At 66.8% G+C, this 21150-nt stretch carries 19 protein-coding genes; 3 read left to right on the plus strand and 16 right to left on the minus strand.

The window, feature by feature from the left end; all coding sequences use genetic code 11:
• Positions 1-12 precede the first annotated feature (12 nt).
• Both SynWH8101_RS10255 and SynWH8101_RS14160 read left to right on the plus strand, forming a co-directional pair.
• On the plus strand, positions 13-861 hold the full coding sequence (locus SynWH8101_RS10255; protein ID WP_254427943.1) for a shikimate dehydrogenase: 849 nt from the start codon (positions 13-15) through the stop codon (positions 859-861).
• Positions 862-947: 86 nt separating this feature from the next.
• Entirely contained in the window at positions 948-1121 is a 174-nt protein-coding gene (locus SynWH8101_RS14160) for a hypothetical protein (protein ID WP_165380977.1), read from the plus strand.
• 27 nt (positions 1122-1148) lie between these two features.
• Here SynWH8101_RS14160 and SynWH8101_RS10260 read toward each other — a convergent pair whose 3' ends face one another.
• From SynWH8101_RS10260 to SynWH8101_RS10330, 15 genes are all read right to left on the minus strand, one after another.
• Positions 1149-1400 carry a hypothetical protein gene (locus SynWH8101_RS10260; RefSeq protein WP_130129685.1) on the minus strand — a complete coding sequence of 84 codons (252 nt, stop codon included), beginning with the start codon at positions 1398-1400 and terminating at the stop codon, positions 1149-1151.
• A 54-nt stretch (positions 1401-1454) separates the two neighbouring features.
• On the minus strand, positions 1455-2489 hold the full coding sequence (gene hypE, locus SynWH8101_RS10265) for a hydrogenase expression/formation protein HypE (RefSeq protein ID WP_130129686.1): 1035 nt from the start codon (positions 2487-2489) through the stop codon (positions 1455-1457).
• Positions 2486-3487: a hydrogenase formation protein HypD gene (gene hypD / locus SynWH8101_RS10270; RefSeq protein WP_370587030.1), complete on the minus strand. Its 1002-nt coding sequence runs from the start codon at positions 3485-3487 to the stop codon at positions 2486-2488. The genes hypE and hypD overlap by 4 nt, the downstream gene beginning before the upstream one ends.
• A 79-nt stretch (positions 3488-3566) precedes the next feature.
• On the minus strand, positions 3567-4580 hold the full coding sequence (locus tag SynWH8101_RS10275; RefSeq protein WP_130129688.1) for a dihydroorotate dehydrogenase-like protein: 1014 nt from the start codon (positions 4578-4580) through the stop codon (positions 3567-3569).
• A complete protein-coding gene (nifJ, locus tag SynWH8101_RS10280; protein ID WP_130129689.1) occupies positions 4577-8173 on the minus strand; it encodes a pyruvate:ferredoxin (flavodoxin) oxidoreductase in 3597 nt (1198 codons plus the stop codon). Before nifJ ends, SynWH8101_RS10275 begins: the two co-directional genes overlap by 4 nt.
• Positions 8170-8364 (minus strand): HypC/HybG/HupF family hydrogenase formation chaperone, encoded by a 195-nt coding sequence (locus tag SynWH8101_RS10285; protein ID WP_130129690.1) that lies wholly within the window; start codon positions 8362-8364, stop codon positions 8170-8172. Before SynWH8101_RS10285 ends, nifJ begins: the two co-directional genes overlap by 4 nt.
• Positions 8340-10787 (minus strand): carbamoyltransferase HypF, encoded by a 2448-nt coding sequence (gene hypF / locus SynWH8101_RS10290; protein WP_165380978.1) that lies wholly within the window; start codon positions 10785-10787, stop codon positions 8340-8342. Before hypF ends, SynWH8101_RS10285 begins: the two co-directional genes overlap by 25 nt.
• Positions 10784-11500 carry a hydrogenase nickel incorporation protein HypB gene (gene hypB / locus SynWH8101_RS10295; protein ID WP_130129692.1) on the minus strand — a complete coding sequence of 239 codons (717 nt, stop codon included), beginning with the start codon at positions 11498-11500 and terminating at the stop codon, positions 10784-10786. Before hypB ends, hypF begins: the two co-directional genes overlap by 4 nt.
• A gap of 65 nt (positions 11501-11565) precedes the next feature.
• Positions 11566-11904, minus strand: a complete 339-nt coding sequence (gene hypA / locus SynWH8101_RS10300; protein WP_130130480.1) for a hydrogenase maturation nickel metallochaperone HypA — start codon at positions 11902-11904, stop codon at positions 11566-11568.
• Positions 11892-12398, minus strand: coding sequence for a hydrogenase maturation protease (locus tag SynWH8101_RS10305; protein WP_165380979.1), 507 nt, complete (start codon positions 12396-12398; stop codon positions 11892-11894). The genes hypA and SynWH8101_RS10305 overlap by 13 nt, the downstream gene beginning before the upstream one ends.
• A gap of 29 nt (positions 12399-12427) precedes the next feature.
• Positions 12428-13885 carry a Ni/Fe hydrogenase subunit alpha gene (locus SynWH8101_RS10310; protein ID WP_130129694.1) on the minus strand — a complete coding sequence of 486 codons (1458 nt, stop codon included), beginning with the start codon at positions 13883-13885 and terminating at the stop codon, positions 12428-12430.
• Positions 13882-14490 carry an oxidoreductase gene (locus SynWH8101_RS10315; protein ID WP_130129695.1) on the minus strand — a complete coding sequence of 203 codons (609 nt, stop codon included), beginning with the start codon at positions 14488-14490 and terminating at the stop codon, positions 13882-13884. Before SynWH8101_RS10315 ends, SynWH8101_RS10310 begins: the two co-directional genes overlap by 4 nt.
• Entirely contained in the window at positions 14487-15221 is a 735-nt protein-coding gene (hoxU, locus tag SynWH8101_RS10320) for a bidirectional hydrogenase complex protein HoxU (protein WP_130129696.1), read from the minus strand. The genes SynWH8101_RS10315 and hoxU overlap by 4 nt, the downstream gene beginning before the upstream one ends.
• Positions 15218-16840, minus strand: coding sequence for a NuoF family protein (locus SynWH8101_RS10325; protein ID WP_130129697.1), 1623 nt, complete (start codon positions 16838-16840; stop codon positions 15218-15220). Before SynWH8101_RS10325 ends, hoxU begins: the two co-directional genes overlap by 4 nt.
• Positions 16837-17325: an NAD(P)H-dependent oxidoreductase subunit E gene (locus SynWH8101_RS10330; protein ID WP_130129698.1), complete on the minus strand. Its 489-nt coding sequence runs from the start codon at positions 17323-17325 to the stop codon at positions 16837-16839. Before SynWH8101_RS10330 ends, SynWH8101_RS10325 begins: the two co-directional genes overlap by 4 nt.
• Positions 17326-17390: 65 nt before the next feature.
• Here SynWH8101_RS10330 and SynWH8101_RS10335 point away from each other — a divergent pair, with 65 nt between their 5' ends.
• Positions 17391-18335, plus strand: coding sequence for a histone deacetylase (locus SynWH8101_RS10335; RefSeq protein ID WP_130129699.1), 945 nt, complete (start codon positions 17391-17393; stop codon positions 18333-18335).
• Here the strand turns inward: SynWH8101_RS10335 and SynWH8101_RS10340 are convergent.
• Entirely contained in the window at positions 18308-21133 is a 2826-nt protein-coding gene (locus SynWH8101_RS10340) for a bifunctional acetate--CoA ligase family protein/GNAT family N-acetyltransferase (RefSeq protein WP_370586989.1), read from the minus strand. The genes SynWH8101_RS10335 and SynWH8101_RS10340 overlap by 28 nt on opposite strands.
• Positions 21134-21150: the final 17 nt, after the last annotated feature.

Raw genomic sequence — 21150 nt, forward strand, 5'->3', positions numbered from 1 at the left:
GATCCCCCCCTCGTGATCCCACCCCAGAAACAGATGACCGGCATGCTGGGTCATCCCGTGGCCGAGAACCCGATCGACCGCATGTTCGATGCGGTGTATGCCCACTACAACCTGCCCTGGCAGTTCTGGAAAAGCGACATCGGCTCTGCAGCTGATCTCGCCCATGCGATTCGGGCGCTGGTGCCCCTCGGCTACCGCGGAGTCGGCATCACCGTTCCTTACAAGGTGGCGGTCATTCCGATGCTGGATGCCATCGACGCTGACGTGCGCGCCATCGGAGCGGCCAACTACGTGACGGTGGAACAAGGCCGCCTGATCGGCCACAACAATGACGGCAAAGGGGTCGTCAAAGCGATTGAGAAGGTGTTCTCCCTCCGCGGCCAGCGTGTGGTCATGCTCGGTGCCGGTGGCGCCGGACGGGCGATGGCGGCGGAACTGGCCTGGGCCGGGGCCGACCAGCTCACCCTGATCACCCGGCGGCAGGAGCAAGGGGAGGAGGTGGCCGCGATGGTGAAGCGTGTGTCGGGCGTTGCGGCGGAGTGGCGCCCCTGGCAAGGAAACGTGGTGCTGCCGGAAGGCACCACCCTGGTGATGAATGCCACGCATCTCGGCTGTGCTCCCGACCTGGAGCCGGTGCCCCTCGACTGGAACAGCCTCCAGCCGGGCACCGTGGCCGTGGATGTGATCACCAACCCCCGCATCACCCCCTTTCTGGCGACAGCACAGGCGAAGGGCTGCCAGGTGGTGGATGGAGTCGAGATGCTGGTGCAGCTGGCGATTCAGATCTTCCAGCAGTGGACGGGCATCACCCCGGAAGAAGCGGTGTTCCAACGGGCCGTGGCCGAAGCGCTGGGTGAATGAGCCCGCACACTTCGTCGCCGAAAACTGCCAGGCGATGGTTTTGCGGTGACCATGGGACGCCCCCACCGGCCTCCAGCCGCAGGCCCATGGTCTTCCCCGAACACGGCCTCATTGAGGAGATCCTGACGTCTTACGCCCGGCAGACCGGCGTGGCTGAATCCGACGGGGAACTGCAGCGACGCATCGAGTCGTTCCATGTTCAACTACTCACCCTCACCCACCAGCAACTGACCTGGGTGCATCAGGAATGGTGCGTCTGAGGGCTTGCACGTCCGAAGAGTTGGGCCTCAGAAGCTCAGGCGGCAGCGGGCGGCATGCATCTGGAGCTCCCCCGAATAAGCGCCCCCACCTGGCTGATAGGCATAGGGAGCTCGGTTGCCGGCACCGAGTTCGGCGGCGCCGCAATCGAGCGGACGTCCATCGATCTGCAGGGAAAACTCCTCGACGGTGAGCCCCGGGGCCTGACGACTCTCCTTGCGAATCTCCACTGGTGGCAACGGCGGAATCGGTGGTGGATCCAAGCGGGTGCCTCCAGCCATCACAACGAGCTGTGCGACAGCTTGCCCCAGCAGCCAGGCCTTGACCAGCGCCGCTCAGCAGATCCTTGGCAGCAGTTCCCCGCTCAAGGGCGTCAGGAACCGTTCGGTGCCCAGGGGCGTCCGCAGGCGGACCCGGGGAGCGCTCCGCTCCGCCCACGCCTCCACCGCGCCCACAACGGCACCACCGGTGCCAGCCAGCACGGCCAGAGCAGACTCCGCCTGATCCGGTGGCACCACCAGCACACAGCGTCCTTCGTTGGCCAGGTGGAGCGGATCGAAGCCGAGCAGGTCACAGCAACGGCTCACGGCCGGAACCACCGGGATCCGCGCCTCCTCCAGCACCAGATCACAGCCACTGTCATCGGCAAGTTCCTGCAGGGCCGCCGCCAGGCCGCCACGGGTGAGGTCGCGCAGGCAATGGGGCTGCACTCCGGCCGCAAACAACGCGGCCACCAAGGGCCAGAGGGGGGCACAGTCGCTCAGCACCGGTGGCTGCAGGTCGAGACCATGGCGAGCCGCCAGGATCGCCACGCCATGGCGGCCCAGGTCACCGCTCAACAGCAGCACATCCCCCGGACGGATTGCCGCGGGGCTGATCGCGGCCGGGGCCTCCACCACACCGAGACCACTGGTGCTGATGAAGATCCCATCGGCCTTGCCCCGCTCCACCACCTTGGTGTCACCGGTGGCAATCTCCATGCCCGCCTCGGCGGCGGAAGCAGCCATCGACGCCACCACCCGTCTCAGCAGCTCCAGAGGCAACCCCTCCTCGAGGATCAACGACACGCTCAGATACCGGGGTCGCGCACCCGCCATCGCCAGATCGTTGGCGGTGCCGGTCACCGCCAGGCTGCCGATGTCTCCGCCGGGAAACTCCAGGGGCTGCACCACATAGCCATCGCAGCTGAAGGCCAAAGGAGCGGCAGCAGACGGCAGAACAGCCGCATCGTGGAGAACCACGGCAGCCTCATCGCCTCCTCCCGAACGATCGAGCGCCTGACCTGGCAACAGCGGCCGTAACTCCTGCTGGATCAGGTCGCGCATCAGGGCGCCACCGCCGCCATGGGCCAAGCGGATGCAGTCCGTCATCGCCGATAGCGGTGATAGGCCGCACAGGCTCCCTCGCTCGACACCATCGGCGCCCCCAGGGGCCGCTGCGGAGTGCACGCCCCACCAAAGGCCGGGCACTCCGGCGGCAGGGCCAGACCCCGCAAAATGCGGCCGCTGATGCAGAGCCTGGGGTCGGAGTCATCGCCAGCGGCGACGGCAGGCTCCAGGGCTGCGGCATCGAGATGCCGGTAAGCGGGTCGCAGGGCCAGCCCCCCCTGGGGCAGAACTCCCAGGCCACGCCAAGGACGATCCGCAGGTTCAAACACCGCATCGATCAACGCCTGCGCCGCCCGATTGCCCTCCGGCGTCACCACCCGGGCGTAGGCATTGCTGAGACGCGCTTCGCCCGCCTCCAGTTGTCGCACCGCCTCGAGCACGCCCGCCATCAACTCCGCGGGATCGAAGCCGCTCACCACCACCGGCACCCGATGGCGCTCCACCAGCTGCTCCAGCTGCCGTGTGCCCATCACCGCCGCCACATGACCGGCGGCCAGAAAAGCCTGCACCTCGCTGGCCGGATCGGCAAGGATCGCTTCCATCGCCGGCACGACGCGCACGTGGGCGACCAGCAGCGACAGATTGGGGAGCGCCAGGGCCTTGGCCTGACGCGCCAACAGGGCCGTGGCGGGAGCGGTGGTCTCAAACCCCACCGCCAGAAACACCACGCGGCGATCGGGATGGCGCCGGGCCAGCGCGATCGCCTGAAGCGGCGAAGTGAGCAGCTGCACATCCCCTCCGGCCGCCCGCACCGCCAATAGATCCTGGCCGGGATCACTTCCCGGCACCCGCAGCATGTCGCCGTAGGAACAGAGCACCACATCGGGACGCCGCGCCAGCTTGAGGGCGAGATCAATGCAGGCGGCCGGTGTGACACACACCGGGCAACCGGGACCATGGATCAGACGCACCACTGGTGGCAGCAGCTGATCAAGGCCCCAGCGGAGGATGGCGTGGGTCTGGCCGCCGCAGACCTCCATCAGGGTCCAGGGGCGACGGGTCAGGGCAGCGAGGGTGTCAGCCAGCTGCGCCGTTTGGGCATGGGCGTGGATCAACCGCTCACCTCCAACCCGTCAGGCCACTGAGGGCACGGATGTACTGGGCCCGTTCGTAATCCGCGGGCGTGGCGCAACGCTGCTGACTCATGCAGCCGATCAGATCGGCGACCGCGCCGTAGTCGTGCGCCTCCAACCACTGACTGAGTTCCAGCTCGATCGCCTGCAACCGGTCCGGACCGTGGCGCAAGAGGCTGGCCACCAGCTGGGTGCCACTCGCTCCGGCCATTAATAGGCGCACCACATCGGTGGCGCGCTGCACCCCGCCGCTGGCGGCGAGCTGCAGCGGTTCCCTGCCGTGCAACAAGGCGATCCAGCGCAGGGGCAGATGGAGATCGTGAGGGGTGGAGAGCAGTGGATTGGCCTGCAGCTCCAGCCGCTCGATGTCGATATCGGGTTGATAAAAACGATTGAACAGCACCAGACCATCGGCGCCGGCTGCGGCAAGACGATGGGCCAGCCCCCGGAAGTTGGTGAAGAAAGGGCCGAGTTTCACCGCCAGGGGAAGCCTCACCTGCGCCCGCACACCACGCACGATCGCTTCAATCTCCGCCTCGATCTCACCGCTGCTCAGCAGGGGGTCGGTGGGGAGGCTGTGAATGTTGAGCTCCAGCGCCTGGGCGCCGGCGCTCTCGATCCGGCGCGCCGTCTCCACCCAGCGGCCGGGATGGGTGCCATTGAGACTGGCAATCACCGGGATCGTCAGTTGCTGCCGGGCCCGCTCGATCAGGCGCAGATAGAGATCCACCCCCTCATGCACCACGGCACAATCGGGGAGGTAACTGAGGGCCTCGCCGTAGCTATCGCTGCCCAGGGTGGCGTGATCATGGAGCGCGAGCTGTTCCTGTTCGATCTGCTCCTCAAACAACGAATGCAGCACAATCGCTGCAGCGCCATGACGCTCGAGCTCCAGCATCGGGCCGACATGGTCGCTGAGGGGCATGGCCGCTCCCACGATCAGGGGCGATCGCAACGGCAGCCCGAGCCAATCGCATCGCAGATCCGGATGGCTGGTCATGACGCGCCCTCCTGATGGCTGGCCGCCAGATTGCGATAGACCGCCCAGCGCCGATCGAGATCCGCCTGGGCCGCTTCCACAAGGGCCCGGGCATGCTCCGGCTGGCTGAAGCGCAGCATCCGGAAGCGGTTCTCCTGATCCATCGCCTCCGCCAGGGGGCGCCGGGGACCGGCACTGTCGAGCTGAAGCGGCGTTTCACCGCGGGCCAGCCGCCGGGGGTCGTAGCGGTACAGGGGCCAGCGACCGCAATCAACTGCGAGCTTCTGATGGCCCATCCCTTCGGCCATGTCGATGCCATGGGCGATGCAATGCGAATAGGCCAAGATCAACGACGGCCCCGGGTAGCTCTCCGCCTCCAGAAAGGCGCGGATCGTGTGTTCATCCCGGGCCCCCATCGCCACGCTGGCCACGTACACACTGCCGTAAGTCATCGCCATCAAGCCAAGATCCTTCTTGCCGGCTGGCTTTCCTGCCGCAGCGAATTTGGCGACCGCACCGAGCGGCGTCGCCTTGGAGGCCTGACCGCCAGTGTTCGAATACACCTCCGTGTCGAGCACCAGCACATTCACGTCGCGGCCGCTGGCGAGCACGTGATCCACGCCGCCGAAGCCGATGTCGTAAGCCCAGCCGTCGCCTCCCACCAGCCAAATGCTGCGCTTCACGAGGGCATCCGCCAAACCGAGCAGGGCCTCGGCCCGCTGGCGATCGGGGTGGCCCGCCAGCAGTCGGCGCAGCTCCTCCACCCGCTGCCGCTGCTCGACAATCCCGGCCTCCTCCTCCTGCTCCGCACCGATCAAGTCCTCCACCAGGGCAGGGGGGAGTGGCGGATCCAGCGCGCGCAGCAGGTCCTCAGCCATCTGCCGCTGCTGATCCACCGCCACCCGCATGCCGAAGCCGAATTCGGCGTTGTCTTCAAACAGGGAATTGCTCCAGGCGGGTCCGCGTCCGTCTCGATTGGCGCGCCAGGGCGTGGTGGGAAGGTTGCCGCCGTAGATCGAACTGCAACCGGTGGCATTCGCCACCAACATGCGATCGCCGAACAGCTGGGTGGCGAGCTTCAGGTAAGGGGTCTCACCGCAACCGGCGCAGGCACCGGAAAATTCGAACAGGGGTTCCTGCAGCTGCTGCTGGCCGATCTTGTGCAGGTTGAGGTCGGCGCGCGGCACCTCGGGGAGATGCAGAAAGAAGTCCCAGTCGGCGCGTGCCTGCTCCCGCAGCGGTCGCTGCGGTGCCATGTTGATCGCCTTGCGCTTGGGCTCACTGCGATCCCGCGCCGGACAGACGTTGACGCACAGGGCACAGCCGGTGCAGTCTTCGGCCGCCACCTGGATCGTGAACGTCTGGCCCTGGAAGGCTGGATCGCGAGCGGGGGCGGTGCGAAACCCCTCCGGGGCCTCAGCGAAGGCGGGCCCAGGAGCCACCTTGGCGCGGATCACCGCATGGGGGCAGACCATCACGCATTTGCCGCACTGCACGCAGAGGTCGCTTTCCCACACCGGAACCGACTCAGCGATGTTGCGCTTCTCCCATTGGCTGGTGCCCACCGGCCAGGTGCCATCACAGGGAAGAGCGCTCACCGGCAGCGCATCACCACAGCGCGCCAGCATCGGTGCGATGACGTCGCGCACAAACACCGGCGCCTGCTGCAGTCGATCCTCCCCTGCTGCTCCAGAGGTCTCCGGCCCTGCTTGGGTTTCCAGCGGATCCACCAGGTGTGGCCAGGGCACGGCATGGAGCTGATCCAGGCTGGCGTCCAGGGCGCGCAGATTCATCGCCACCACGGCCTCACCCTTGCGGCCATAGGTCTTGGCGATCGACTGACGAATGCGCTCGATCGCCTGCTCCCGCGGCAACACCCCACTGATGGCAAAGAACCCGGCCTGCATCACGGTGTTGATCCGCGACCCCATGCCGCTGGCTCGGGCCACACGACTCGCATCCACCACCCAGAGCTGCAGATGGCGCTCGCGGATGGTGCGGCGCATCGCCCCAGGCAGGTGACTCCAGGTCTCCTCCGGTGAATAGGGACTGTTGATCAGCACGGTGCCGCCGGGCTGGATGCCGGCCAGCAGATCAAAACGACCGATGAAATCCCACTGATGACAGGCCACGAACGTGGGGCGCTGAATCAGATAAGTGGAGCGAATCGGCCGCGGCCCGAAGCGCAGATGGGAGACGGTGACGGCTCCCGATTTCTTCGAGTCGTAAACGAAATAGCCCTGGGCGAAGAGATCAGTGCTTTCGCCGATGATTTTGATGGCGGCCTTGTTGGCTCCGACGGTGCCATCGGAGCCGAGGCCATAAAACACCGCCCGCACTTCGCCATCATCCCGCGACCCCTCGGTGACGATCGAGGCATCCACCGGCAGAGACGTGTGGCCCACATCGTCTTCGATTCCCACGGTGAAATGGTTGCGGGCCGGCTCCCCGGCGAGCAGCGCCTGCAGATGGCGATCCACGGCATGCACCATCGCCGGGGTGAACTCCTTCGACGACAGGCCATAGCGCCCGCCCAGCACCCGGGGTGGTGCAGCCCCCGGCCACTGCTCACTCAAGGCCGTCACCACGTCGAGATAGAGCGGTTCGCCGCTGGCACCGGGATCCTTGCAGCGATCGAGCACGGCGATCGCCCGGGTGGTGGCGGGCAGGCTCTCCACCAGAAGTCGGGCACTGAAGGGGCGGAACAGTCGCACCTTCAACAGCCCCACCCGCTCGCCCGCGGCCAACAGGGGCTCCAGGCTCTCTTCAGCGGTTTCGCAGCCGGATCCCATCAGCACCAGCACCCGTTCAGCATCGACGGCGCCGCAGTAGTCGAAGGGTCTGTAACGGCGACCGGTGAGCGCCGCGAACGCGTCCATCGCCTCCTGCACCAGACCTGGTGCGGCCTCAATGAAGGGATTCACGGTCTCCCGCGCCTGGAAATAGACATCGGGGTTCTGAGCAGTGCCACGCACCACGGGGTGATCGGGACTCAGGGCCCGGGCGCGATGCGCAGCGATCGCAGCCTGAGGGATCAGCTGCTGGAGCACCGCATCAGGAATCGCAGCCACCTTCTGGATTTCGTGGGAGGTGCGAAAACCGTCGAAACAGTGCAGGAACGGCAACCGACTGCACAGGCTGGCGCGGCTGGCGATGGCGGCGAAATCAGCGGCTTCCTGCACAGACGCCGAGGTGAGGATGGCACAGCCACTGCCGCGTGTGGCCATCACATCACTGTGGTCACCAAAGATCGACAACCCCTGCGCTGCGAGTGAACGGGCGGCCACATGCAGCACCACCGGTGTCAGCTCACCGGCGAGTTTGTAGAGGTTGGGGATCATCAACAGCAATCCCTGGCTGGCCGTGAAGGTGGTGGTGAGGGTTCCGGCCTGGAGGGCGCCATGCACCGTGCCGGCCGCACCCGCCTCGCTCTGCAGCTCCACCACCGACGGCACCGAGCCCCAGAGGTTGGGGCGATCCGCTGCTGCCCAGGCATCGGCCCACTCCCCCATCGGCGACGCCGGCGTGATCGGGTAGATGGCGATCACCTCATTGAGGCGATAGGCCACGCGGGCAACGGCCTCATTGCCGTCGACGGTGATCATCTCCGTCATGGCGCGTGCTCCGTCACAAGACTGAGGGCGATCCCCACATGCACCAGCACCCGATCGCCCACCATCGCCTCGGGCAGGCAGGCCAGGCTCACCTGTTGATGCACGCCACCGAAGTCGACCTCGGCCATCCGGAACAGGGGGTCCGCCGTCTCCTCAATCGTGCGGATCACTCCGGGGGTGGCCAGGCACATGGCGCATGGATCTCGCCTGTTCTCGGTATAGCCATGCTCTGGCGAGCGGCCCAGAGCTGCCCCAGGGCCAGGCCTCCATCGTTGCAGGGGAGCTGTTCCGGCCAGAACACCTCCAGGGAGGCCGCCCGCAACAGGGTGATGCAGCGCTGCAACAACCACCTGTTCTGAAAACAGCCCCCACTCAGGGCCACCTGGCGGCAGCGGTGACGCCGTGCCGTGGTCACGAGCGTGGCGGCCAGCCCCACCGCGATGGCCTCATGGCAAGCGGCCGCCAGGGCGGCAGGCGTATCCCCTCTCCCACCCGGGTCAGCGGCAAGCACAGCGAGCACTCCATCCAGCAGCGGCTGCCAGTCGAGCCAACCAGCCGCCTGATCCCAGCGCAAGGGAGCCAGTGCCAGCGGCGCTTCGATGCCATCATCCGCATCGCCGTGGCGGTGGGCCAGCGCCTCCAGCCGCATGGCCGCTTCCCCTTCATGGCTCTGGAGCTCCACTGCCGCCACCAGGGCGGCAAGACCATCAAACAGACGGCCGAGGGAACTGCAGAGCGGCGACTGCACACTTCGATCCAGAGCCTGCTCGATCAGCTTGAGATCGGCTGGAGCAAAGCGCTGCCGTAACGCGGAAGCGCCTGGATGCGCCGACTGCTGGGCTTCAGAAAGAAGCCCGAGGGCGCAGCGGCGTGCATCGCGCACAGCCAGCTCGGAGCCGGGGAGGGGAAAAGAGCGCAGGCTGAACAGCCGTTGCGGTGGAGCGTTGCCCTCCATCAGGAACAACTCGCAGCCGCGGCCATGGGGTGGTGTGGCGCTGTAGCCCAAGCCATCGGCGGCCCATGCCAACACCGGACCGGCCAGACCATGCTCCGCCACCACCGCCAGGGCGTGGGCGGGATGGTGCTCCACCCGGTAGAGCGGCAAGTGCTGGCGCTCGCTGAGTTCTACAGCCAACTGCGCACTCACATAGCCGGGATGGGCATCGCAGACCACCGCCTCCAGATCGCCGGCGCAACGTGTTGTGATCTCCTTCAGGCCCTGCTGCAGATCGCTCTGTTGGTCGGCGTCGGCCAGATCACCGCGGAAGGGCGCCGGCCAGACCGCTCCCCGATGGGCCAGCACGGGCGCCGACTTGAGATCGCCGCCCAGCGCGAGCAGACACTGATCCGGCGCGAGGCCGACAGGAAGATCCAGGGGGGCCGGCGCGTAACCCCGGGCACGGCGCAGCAGCATCGGTCGTCCATCCACCAGCCGCAGCAGGGAATCATCCAACCGCCGGGCGATCGGTCGGTCGTGAATCAGAAAGGCATCAGCAAGGTTGCCGAGCCGTTCGCGGGCTTCGTCGGGATCGCGGCACTGGGGTTCACCACTGCGGTTGCCACTGGTGGCCACCAGCGGGGCGGCAATGGCCTGGGCCAACAGATGATGCAGGGGAGAAGCCGGCAGCATCACCCCCAGCCAGGGGCTGCCTGGCGCCACCGGATCGGCGCCGTCGGCCTCCATCGACGGAGGGATCCGTCGCCGTTTGAGCAACACGATCGGCGCCGCAGGGCCGCTGAGCTCCCGACGCTCCTCTGCATGGCAATGCACCTGATCGTCAAGCCGATCGATGCGATCCACCAGCAGGGCGAACGGCTTGTGGGGCCGATGCTTACGCAAGCGGAGCCGCCGGACGGCCGCAGCGTTGCCGGCCTCCACCAGCAGCTGAAAACCGCCCACCCCCTGCAGTGCCAGGATCTTCCCCTGCTGCAGGATCGCGATCGCTGCAGCCAACGGCTCCTGCCCGGAGCCATGCCGACCAGCAGCACAGAGATCCTCACCAGCGGCGTCCACCAGCTGCAGCCTCGGTCCACAGGCTGGACAACTGATCGTTTCGGCATGGAAGCGCCGCTGTCCTGGGGTTTCGAACTCGTGCCGGCAGGCCTCGCAGAGGGGAAAACAACCCATCGTCGTGTGGGCCCTGGCAAAGGGCTCCGCCACAGCGATCGAGTAGCGGGGACCACAGCGACTGCAACTGATGAAGGGATAGCGATGGCGGCGATCAGCGGGATCAGCCAGTTCCGCCAGGCAGTCGGCACAGGGGGCAAGATCCGGCACCAGGGCCGGAGCGATCAGGCCCTGACCGAGTGGCAGTGGAGCGCTGGCGGCGATGCTCAACTGCCGTGGTGGCGCTGGCGACGGCGGCAACCAGACTGGATCCAGGCCATCGAGACGGGCAGGAGGCCGCAGGCGCTGGGGCAGCAGCTCCAGCAGACGCTGCAGCTGCCGACGCGACCCATGCAGATCCAGGCACACCGCTCCAGCCTGGTTGTCCAGTCGACCGGTGAGATCAAGCTCCCGAGCCAACTGATGCACCTGGGGGCGAAACCCCACCCCCTGCACCAGGCCGCGGCAGAGCAGCCGCAGGCGCACCCGGGACTCCGCCGTGCTCAACGGGGCTGCAGCGCTCCCAACCGCAGCTGCTGCATCAGGGCATCCATGCCGGCGCCAGTTCTGGCTGACACCTCGAGCACCGTCGCATCCGGAGCCACCTGGGCGATGTGCTGCAGGGCGAGCGACCGGTTGAATCCCACCGCTGCCGCCAGATCGCTTTTGCTGATCACCACCAGATTGGCGCTGTAAAAGGTGGCTGGGTATTTCAAGGGCTTGTCCTCACCCTCGGTAACCGACAGAAGAACGATGCGCTGGGTCTCGCCCAGGTCGTAGGCGGTGGGGCAGACCAGATTGCCCACGTTTTCAATCACCAGCAGCTGGAGCTCCGGCAGGGGAAGCGCATCCACAGCAGCGCCGAGCATCGCGGCCTCCAGATGACAGGCCTGTCCTGTGGTGATCTGAATCGCCTGCACACCGGAGCGTTGCAGGCGACGGGCATCGTGGTCGGTGGCGAGATCGCCGACGATGACCGCCATGGCCGCGGGATCGCAACGGCTGGCCAGGGCTTCAAGCAGGCTGGTCTTGCCCGATCCCGGCGACGACAGCAGGTTCACCACATGAACGCCGGCCTGCTCGAAGCGTTGGCGCAGCAACGCAGCACCAGCGTCGTTCTGGGCGAGCAATGCGGTGTGCAGATGCAGCATCCGCTGGTGTTGATGCTGATGCTGGGGAGCCTGCAGGGAGGTGAGACTGCAGCCGCAATCAGTGCACATGACTGCATCGCAATGGTCTCAGGTTAGACAGCACAGCGCGACTTGACCGTGGCCAATGGCGAGCCTCACGTGACGTCGAGTGAGACCAACTGCAACTCCCGTCCTCGCTCCAATGAGGCGGGACCGCCGCAAACGGGACAGACCAACAGACCGGCTCGCACCGCAAACACCTGGCCACACGAACGACAGCGCCCCTCCGCCGGCACCGACTCGATCTGAAGCCGGGCGCCGGCGGCGAGGCTCTCCGCCATCACCACCTCAAAGGCCATGGCGAGACAGTCGGGCTCAACGCCAGCCAGGGCACCGATGCGCAGCGTGATCGCAACGATGCGCTCGCCGCCATGGCGATCCAGCGCCTCCAGCGCCTGCCGTCGCACCGCCTCCATCAGGCTCAACTCATGCACAACGCTGTTGCCTCCAGCCATTGCCGCACGAGCCGGCGCGCTGCCGGCAACTGCAACTCCATCGCCGCCGACAACCGGGTGCCATGGGCGATCTCTGTGGCGGGGATCCGGAGCATCGCCGCTTCCGGTTCGGCATGCCACAGCGATCGCGCCAGGGCCAGAAGCTGCGCAGCCGTCAGGTGATGGCTGTTCAAGACCGACTCGCCGCAGGCCACAGGGCGAGACACCGATACGAGCAGACGCTGCAACACCGGTGCCGCGGGCGCCGCAGGCGACAGCCAGGCATCGATGAACAGCACCCGATCCACGCCGGCCAGATCGGCCACAAGTTCCGGCGTCAATTGGTGGACGCTGCGCACCCTGAGGGCAGCATCAACAGCCTTGTCATCCACAACAGCCTCCCATTCCTCCGCCAACAGCCGCCCCACCCCGTCATCGCCCCGCAGCGGATTGCCGATACCGATCAGAAGGTTCCGGGCCACCCCGGTGGCCATCGCTGCATCAAGCATCCATCGACATCCCCCTACCGCGCTCGCTCCGCCAACACGGTGCCCCGGTGATCCAGCACTTGCAGATGCAGCGGCATCTGCCCAGCGGCATGGGTACTGCAACTGAGGCAGGGGTCGTAGCAACGGATGCCGGCCTCCACCCGGTTCAGCAACGCCTCGGGAATCGTGGCGTCCGCGGGAACGGGCTGAGGGATGAACTCCCGGGCGATCTGGGCCACGGTGCGGTTCATGGCCAGATTGTTCTGGCCCGTGGCGATGATCAGATTCACGGCGGTGATCAGACCGTTGTCGTCCACGCGGTAGTGGTGGAACAGGGTGCCCCGGGGCGCTTCACTGACGCCGATCGCTTCATTGGCGTTGAGCTGGGCCCGGGCCCGGATCCGCCCCGACAGCAGGCTGTCATCGGCGACCAGCTGTTCCATCCCCTCCAGACAGGCCACGATCTCCACCAGACGCGCCTGGTGATACGCGAACGATGAGGTGACGATCCGACCGCCACTGGCGGCGGTGCCGTTACGGGAGCGGAACGCCTCCAGTTCGCGATCGGCCCAGGGGGTGCCGATCCGCTCGCAGACGTTCAGGCGGGCCAGGGGGCCCACCCGATAGAGGCCCTGGGGATAACCCAGGGGCCGGTAATAGGGGAATTTCAGATAACTCCAGCTCTCCACCGCTTCGCCCACCACGGCGGCGTAGTCCTCTTCCCGCACGCCATCGGCCACCACCGTGCCGTCACTGTCGATGAAGCGAAGCCGTCCCTCGATGCACTCCCAGCCGCCGTCGTCTGCAACCAGAGCCATGAACAGGGAGGGGAAGTCGCCGAAGCTGCGCTGCTCCCGCTCCAGCGGTCCATCCAGCAGACGATTGAGCAGATCAAGAGCCAGGCGCACCGTCTGCTTTGCCTCCGGCAGGTTGGCCAGGATCCAGTCGCGCGCCTCCGGCGACAGCGCACTGCGCACTCCACCGGGTACGGCCCAGGCGCTGTGAATCTTGCGCCCACCGAGCAGCTCCAGCACCTGCTGTCCGAACTGACGCAAACGGATCCCCGCACGGGCCAGGTCGGGATCGGCGGCCATCAGACCGAACACATTGCGGCGATCGGGGTCGCTCTCCCAGCCGAGCAGGAAATCAGGGCTGCTCAGGTGAAAAAACGAAAGCGCGTGGCTCTGGCAGATCTGCGCCAGGTTCAGCAAGCGCCGCAGTTTCCGAGCTGCCGGCGGGGGCTGCACCGCCAGCAGCTTGTCGCCGGTCTTGGCGGCGGCAAGCAGATGACTGACCGGACAGATGCCGCAGATTCGGGCGGTGATGCCCGCCATCTCCGTGAAGGGGCGGCCTTCGCAGAAGGTCTCGAAGCCCCGGTATTCCACGACGTGAAAGCGGGCATCGGCGAGCTGGCCCTCGTCATCGAGATGGAGGGTGATCTTGGCGTGACCCTCAATCCGGGTCACCGGGTCGATCGTGATCGTGCGCATCATCCGAAACGGGGTGGCTGGGGCGGGATGGGCTCGGCCCGGTCCTGGACCACCGATGGCGACCCATCGCCTTGCAACAACGGAGCGATCGCCTCCCGGATGCGCGTCGCCGACGGTGGGCAACCCGGCAGCCACACGTCCACGGCAATCACCTCATGCAATGGCAGCACCCGCTCCAGCAGCTCCGGCACGATTCCAGGCGCTTTTGGGAGCATTCCGGTCGCATCCGCCAGTTCCAGATAGCCCCGCTGCAACACAGCGGCACGGCTTCCACCCTCCTGCCGCTCCTGCCAGAGATTGCGCAGGGCGGGCACATTCCCGGTCACGGCGCAATCGCCGAACGACACCACGCAGCGGCTGCGGGCTCGTAGCTTCAGGGCCAGCTCCAGGTTGTCGGTGTTGGCCACCGCTCCTTCCACCAGGCAGACATCCACCTGCTCGGGGAAGTCCTTGCGGTCGTTGGCGACCGGCGAGTAGACGACGTCGGCCAGAGCGGCGAGCTCAAACAACCACTCGTCGAGATCGAGGAAAGACATGTGGCACCCGCTGCATCCCGCTAACCAGACGGTGGCGAGACGGCAACGATCCGTGGGCGGGCTGGTGGTCATGACAGGGGGTCTCCGGTGGGATGCCAGCGATGCTGCTCGCGGGCCTGTCGCAACAGCAGCGGGCGCTCACGGTGGGGATGTTTTTCCGCCGTCGTGTCGTCCTTGCGGACGATGGCGCCGGTGGGGCACACATCCACGCACTTGCCGCAGGAGGTGCAGGCGCTGACCTCGCCCCAGGGCTGATCGAGTCCGGCGATGATGCGGCACTGTTCGCCTCGGTCGGCCACATCCCACACGTGGGCGCCTTCGATCTCGTCGCAGACGCGCACGCAGCGGGTGCAGAGAATGCAACGGTGATGGTCGATGCTGAACTGGGAGTGGGAGCTGTCGACGCAACGATCGGGGTAGCGGTAGGGAAAGCGGGAGTGATCCATGCCCACCTCGCTGGCCACATCCTGAAGTTCACAGGCGCCATTGGCGACGCAGAAGGCACACACGTGGTTGCCTTCTGCAAAGAACAGCTCCACTGCCATCCGGCGGTAGGTCTGCAGGCGTGGCGTGGCGGTGAGAATCGCCAGGCCCTCCACGGCTTCGGTGGCGCAGGCGGGCAGTAGGCGTTGGCTATCGACCTGCTCCACCAGGCACAGGCGGCAGGCACCCACAGGCGTCAGGCCATCCAGATGGCAGAGCGTGGGCACGCGACTGCCAGCGGAGCGGATCGCCTCCAGCAACGTGGCACCGGCTGGCACCGCCACCTCGACGCCATCAACGCTCAGGGTGAGAACGCTCATCGGCCTAGCTCAGGAGTATCCAGGCACTGGGAGGGCTGGCGGCAGGCGGCCTGATACTCCTGACGGAAGTAGCGCAGCGTGCTGAGCACCGGATTCGGGGCGGCCTGACCGAGACCGCAGAGGCTCATCGCCTGCACCATCCCGCAGAGCTCTTCCAGTCGTGCCAGATCGGCGAGGTCGGCGCGACGTTCGACGAAGCGATCGAGCAAAGCGGCCAACTGCACCGTGCCGGCGCGACAGGGAATGCATTTGCCGCAACTCTCGTTGCAGCTGAACCGCATGAAATGGCGTGCCACCTCTGGCATCGAGGTGGTTTCACCCATCACCACCATGCCCCCGGACCCCATCATCGACCCCAGGGCCCTGAGGCTTTCGTAGTCGACCGGCGTATCGAGCAGATGGGCAGGGATGCACCCCCCCGAGGGGCCGCCGGTCTGCACAGCCTTGACGCCCCCGTTGGGTCCATCGGCGCCTGGAACGCCACCTCCCATGGTCTGAACCACGGTGCGCAGACTCGTGCCCATCGGCACTTCCACCAGACCGGTGCGCTCCACAGCCCCGGAAAGGGCAAACACCTTGGTTCCCTTGCTGCCCTCAGTGCCGATCGCAGCGAACCAGTCGCCGCCTTCGCGCAGGATCGTCGGCACGGCCGCGAAGGTCTCCACGTTGTTGATCAGCGTTGGCGCGCCGGCCAGACCGGACTGGGCCGGGAACGGAGGCCGGGGGCGCGGCGTGCCGCGCCGTCCTTCGATGGAGGCCATCAAAGCGGTCTCCTCACCGCAGACATAGGCACCGGCGCCGACTCGCACCTCGAGCTGCAAGCGAAAGCCGCTGCCGGCGATCGCAGGCCCCAGCCAGTGCTGGCTGCGGGCCTGACGCAGGGCCAGGCGGAGGCGATCAATCGCCAGCGGGTATTCAGCACGCACGTAGATGAAGCCGTGATCAGCGCCAACGGCGTAGGCGGCGATCGCCATGCCCTCGATCAGGCGATGGGGGTCACTCTCGAGCACGCTGCGGTCCATGAAGGCGCCGGGATCACCCTCATCGGCGTTGCACACCAGGGCCCGCGGGCCGGGCGGTTGCAGGGCCACCGTGTCCCACTTCAGACCGGTGGGGTAACCGGCTCCACCCCGACCGCGCAGACCGCTGCGCTTCACCTCCTCCCGCACCTCCGCAGGCGTCATCTCCGTCAACACGCGCTGCAGCTGGCTGTAGGCACCGTGGGCCACGGCATCGTCGATCGATTCCGGATCGATGCGACCACAGGAGGCCAGCACCACCGACTGCTGCAACGCAAAGAAGGGATGGTCGAGATCGAGGCGTTGCCCCCGCAAGGACGAACCCTCCTGGTGCGGGAGATCCGCGGCCAGACGCAGCAGATCCGCGGCCTGCTCCGGGCGTAGACCGGCATACACGGCGGAGGGGCGATCGTCTATCGGATCAAGGGCCACCAGCGGACCACGCCCGCACAGACGCAGGCAGCCCACCGATTTGATCTCGACAGCTTCCGCAGTGCCACCGAGCTGATCGCGGGCCTGAAGCAAGGCCTGCTGAACGGCAGCGGCACCTGCCGAGCGACAGCCACTGGCACTGCAACAACGCAACTGAGTGGCCGTCATGGCGCTTCTCCCAGACCGAGCTGCTGCAGGCGCTGATCCAGGCCTGCAGGATCATCCAGCGGCAGCTTCGGCTCCAGCGCACCATCCACCACCAGCACCGGCGCCTGGCCGCAAGCTCCGAGACAACTGACGTGTTCCAGCGCCCACTCGCCATTGCCGGCCGGATCATCCAGACGCACACCCAGACGGCGTTCCAGGAGGCTGGCCAACTCCGCCCCGCCTTTGACGAAACAGGCGGTTCCGAGGCAGATGGCGCAGCGATGGGCCGTGGGGGCCTTCAGACGGAACAGGTGATAGAAACTGGCAACCCCCATCACGGTGGCGTGGGGCAAGTGCAACTCCTGCGCCACCTGATCCAGCGCCGAACGCGGCAGGTAGCCATGCATCTCCTGCACCTGATGCAGCACCTCGATCAGGGCATCAGCCCGCCCCCGATGCTGGCGGATCAGGCGGGAGGTGCGGGTTGTTGCGGATCCTTCCACCATCCCAATGCTCCCGGCTCGACCGTCCCCGATCCTTCTGGTAGCTCTGATGCAGGTCGTTGTCAGTGATGAGGGCAGCTTCGCCGGATCAGGCCCGGGTGGGATTGGTCTTTGATCACAGGCTGCAGGGACACGACACGGGCCCGGGCCATCCGGAGCAGCCGGAACGGGTGCGTGTTGTGGAGCAGGCCCTGCGGCAACGGGGCCTGCTGCAGCGCTGCCGGCGAATCGACGCCCGACCGATCACCGATGCGGAACTGCTGCGCTGCCACAGCCAGCGCTATCTCAACACCGTGCGCCGCGATGTGGCCTATGGCCGCGGCCAGCTCTCCACCGGCGATACCGCCATCGGTGACGACAGCGAGGATGTGGCGCGCCTGGCTGCCGGTGGCACCCTGGCGGCGGTGGATGCGGTGCTGCAGGGTGCGGTGGATCGGGTCTTCGCCCTGGTGCGACCTCCCGGACATCATGCCGAGGCGAATCGGGGCATGGGCTTCTGCCTGTTCAACAACATCGCCCTGGCGGCCCGCCATGCCCAGGCCGCTCATGGCGTCGAGCGGCTGCTGATCCTCGACTGGGATGTGCATCACGGCAATGGCACCGAAGCGATCCTCGGCGCCGATCCATCCGTGCTGCTGGTGGGCGTCCATGAACGAGGCAACTATCCCGGCAGCGGCGAGAGCAGCACCGCATCGTCGATCAACATCCCCTTGCCGAGCGGGAGTGACGGCCCGCCCCTGCTCCAGGCTCTCGAACACACCCTCGTCCCGGCTGCTGCCCGCTTTCAACCGCAACTGGTGTTCATCTCGGCGGGATTCGATGGCCATGCCGACGATCCACTGGCTGGGTTCCAGCTGCAAGCGGCCGACTACGGCGCCCTCACCCAACTGGCCCTGGCCGTAGCCCGAGACCACGCCGACGGCCGCTTGGTGTCAGCGCTGGAAGGGGGTTACAACCTGCCGGCGTTGGCCAGCAGCTGCTGCGCTCACGTGGAAGCCTTGCTCAAGGCCTGATCGGTGGGATGATCGCGGGTCCAGCGGCGCAGATCAACCCTGGCCTCCACCACGTCGCCGGCGTCACGGAGGCTGAAACCGAGCTTTCGGCAGATCTGCCGCATGCCGTGATTCTCCGGAAGAACCTCGGCCAGCACATGATCAATGCCCTCCTGGCGCCCGATGTGAAGAAGCTGGAATAACAGCGATGTGCCAAGCCCACGCCGCTGGTGGGAGTCGCGCACCAACAGGGAGAACTCAGCATCGTTGCAGCCGTGGAGTCGACTCAGTCGGGCCACCGCCAGCACCTGCCGTTCCTCCTGCCCGCCCCTGCCGTCGACCATGGCGGGATGCTCGGCCACCAGGGCCATCTCCCGGTCGTAATCGGTGCAGCAGATACGCACCAGACGCTCATGGGCGGTGCGATGCCGCAGCGACATCTGGTGGAAATAGCGCAGATGCACGCTGTCGCCCGACAACTGACCGTGAAAGGCCACCAACAACGCCTCATCCTCCGGACGGATCGGGCGGATCAACACCTCGGTGCCATCGGAAAGTTCCATCCGACGGATGTAGTTGGTGGGGTAGGGGCGAATGGCAGGCCTGGGCAGATGGCAGCTGGCCCCGGCGCCCGGCTGCAGCACGATGCGGGCATCCAGAGCCACCAGGGGACGCACCGGATCCCCCGGCAGCACCAGCAGGGGGTTGATGTCGACCTCACGGATCGATGGCTGCTCGAGCACCAGCTGACTGAGGCGTACCAGCAGCTGCTCAATGGCAGCCTGATCAGCGGGCGGGCCGCCACGCACACCGGCCAGGGCCGCAAACACTCGCGTCTGTTCCATCAGACGCCGCGCCAGGGTGGTGTTCAGGGGCGGCAGGGCAACGGCGCTGTCGCGTTGCACCTCCACCAGCGTGCCGCCGCTCCCGAAGAGGATCACCGGGCCGAACTGGGGGTCAAGGCTGCTGCCCACGATCAGTTCCAAAGCCCCATGGCTCGGCAGCATGGCTTGCACGCTGACGCCAGCGAAGGCCTCCGGGCCGCACCGCTCCGGGATCGTGCACGCCATCGTCTCCCAGGCATGGCGGACCGCCTCCGGCCCGCCTAAATCCAACCAGACGCCGCCCACATCGCTTTTGTGGGTGATCCGTTCGCTGTGGAGCTTGAGCACCACCGGATAGCCGATGGTCGCCGACGCGTCCAGGGCTTCTTCAAGGCTCTTGGCCAAGCGAGTTTCCAACACAGGGATGCCGTGGCTGGCGAGCACCTGTTTGGCCTCTACTTCGCTCAACAGCTCCCGGCCCTGGCGTCGCGCCTGCTCCAACACCGCCACACCGCGGCTGCGGCCACCATCGTGATGGGCCGGATCGCGCTCGTCCTCCGGCAGCAGGCTCGGCGTCTCATACACCCCCCGCAGGTTGTAAGTGTGTTGCCAGAGCGTGGTGAACAAGCGAGCGGCGGCGTCCGGGTAGTCGTTGGTGGCGATCCCGGCCTCATTGAGCAACTCCACCGCTCCGGTGACGTCGGCGCCTCCCATCCAGCTCGCCACCAGGGGCTTGCGGCTGCCAGCGGCAAGCTGGCGCAGACGCTCGGCCGTGGCGAGCGGATCGGTCATCGCCTGTGGAGTGAGGATCACCAGCAGGCCGTCGCTGCCGGGATCGGCAAGGGCGATCTCTACAGCGCGGGCATAGCGCTCCGGATCGGCATCGCCAAGGATGTCGATCGGATTGGCATGGCTCCACTGCGGCGGCAACACCTGATCAAGCGCTGCGATCGTGTCGCCCTGAAGGGAGGCCAGGGTGCCACCACTGAGCACCAGCGCATCGGTGGCCAGCACGCCTGGACCGCCGGCGTTGGTAACGATCGTGAGCCGTGGCCCCTGGGGGCGAAGCGGTTGCTTGCCGAGCACATCCGCAAGCTCGAACAGATCGGAGAGCTGGTTGACCCGAAGCACACCGCAACGGCGGAGTGCGGCATCGAGAACCTGATCGCTGCCCGCCAGGGCACCGGTGTGGGAAGCGGCCGCCCGGGCCGCCTCGCTGCTGCGCCCGCCCTTGATCAACACGATCGGCTTGGTGAGAGCCACCTCCCTGGCTGCGGAGAGAAAGGCGCGAGCATCACCGATCGCCTCCATGTAGATCACGATGCTGTGGGTCTCCGGGTCATCGCCCAGATGGGTGATCAGATCGCCCCAGTCCACATCGAGCATGGACCCCATCGACACAAAGGCGCTGAACCCGACCTTTTCACGCCGACTCCAATCGAGAACGGCCGTGCAGATCGCTCCGGACTGGCTGAGAAAACCCACATGACCTGGCTCCGCGATCGTCGAGGCAAAGGTGGCGTTCAAGCCGAGGCGGGGGTTCATCAGGCCCAGGCAGTTGGGACCGAGCACTCGCATCCCCGTGCCGCGCACCAGATCCATCACCCGAGCTTCGCGGGCCAGCCCCTCCGCTCCCACCTCGCGGAAACCAGCGGAGATGATGATCACGGCCTTGACGCCGGCGGCGACGCATTCAGCGATGCGATCGGGGACTCCCGGCGCCGGGGTGGCGATCACCGCCAGGTCGATCGGTTCAGGCACTTCAGCCAGCGCGCTGCAGCAACGCACTCCCAACACGCTGTGCCGCCGTGGGTTAATCGGGTAAACCGTGCCGCCGAAGGGCGAGCGGATCAGATTCCAGAACAGAGTGCGTCCGACGCTGCCAGGCCGTTCACTGGCTCCAACAACGGCGACGCAACCGGGCTCAAACAAAGCCCGCAGGGGCATCGAGCCGCTGCGCAGGATGTCGGCCGTGGGGTCAAAAAGCCTGGGCACACCCGACGGAACCTCGC

The organism is Synechococcus sp. WH 8101 (assembly GCF_004209775.1).
Taxonomy (GTDB): domain Bacteria; phylum Cyanobacteriota; class Cyanobacteriia; order PCC-6307; family Cyanobiaceae; genus Synechococcus_C.

Bases quoted from the DNA above. Each gene is read 5' to 3' on its own strand.
- SynWH8101_RS10335 (WP_130129699.1), top strand. From the start codon at position 17,391: ATGAGGGCAGCTTCGCCGGATCAGGCCCGGGTGGGATTGGTCTTTGAT.
- hoxU (WP_130129696.1), bottom strand. From the start codon at position 15,221: ATGAGCGTTCTCACCCTGAGCGTTGATGGCGTCGAGGTGGCGGTGCCA.
- SynWH8101_RS10285 (WP_130129690.1), bottom strand. From the start codon at position 8,364: ATGTGCCTGGCCACCCCCGGAGTGATCCGCACGATTGAGGAGACGGCG.
- hypB (WP_130129692.1), bottom strand. From the start codon at position 11,500: ATGTGCACTGATTGCGGCTGCAGTCTCACCTCCCTGCAGGCTCCCCAG.
- SynWH8101_RS10315 (WP_130129695.1), bottom strand. From the start codon at position 14,490: ATGACCACCAGCCCGCCCACGGATCGTTGCCGTCTCGCCACCGTCTGG.
- SynWH8101_RS10325 (WP_130129697.1), bottom strand. From the start codon at position 16,840: ATGACGGCCACTCAGTTGCGTTGTTGCAGTGCCAGTGGCTGTCGCTCG.
- SynWH8101_RS10310 (WP_130129694.1), bottom strand. From the start codon at position 13,885: ATGATGCGCACGATCACGATCGACCCGGTGACCCGGATTGAGGGTCAC.
- SynWH8101_RS14160 (WP_165380977.1), top strand. From the start codon at position 948: ATGGTCTTCCCCGAACACGGCCTCATTGAGGAGATCCTGACGTCTTAC.
- SynWH8101_RS10330 (WP_130129698.1), bottom strand. From the start codon at position 17,325: ATGGTGGAAGGATCCGCAACAACCCGCACCTCCCGCCTGATCCGCCAG.
- SynWH8101_RS10275 (WP_130129688.1), bottom strand. From the start codon at position 4,580: ATGACCAGCCATCCGGATCTGCGATGCGATTGGCTCGGGCTGCCGTTG.
- SynWH8101_RS10260 (WP_130129685.1), bottom strand. From the start codon at position 1,400: ATGGCTGGAGGCACCCGCTTGGATCCACCACCGATTCCGCCGTTGCCA.
- SynWH8101_RS10305 (WP_165380979.1), bottom strand. From the start codon at position 12,398: ATGGCCACCGGGGTGGCCCGGAACCTTCTGATCGGTATCGGCAATCCG.
- hypE (WP_130129686.1), bottom strand. From the start codon at position 2,489: ATGACGGACTGCATCCGCTTGGCCCATGGCGGCGGTGGCGCCCTGATG.
- nifJ (WP_130129689.1), bottom strand. From the start codon at position 8,173: ATGACGGAGATGATCACCGTCGACGGCAATGAGGCCGTTGCCCGCGTG.
- hypD (WP_370587030.1), bottom strand. From the start codon at position 3,487: ATGGAGGTCTGCGGCGGCCAGACCCACGCCATCCTCCGCTGGGGCCTT.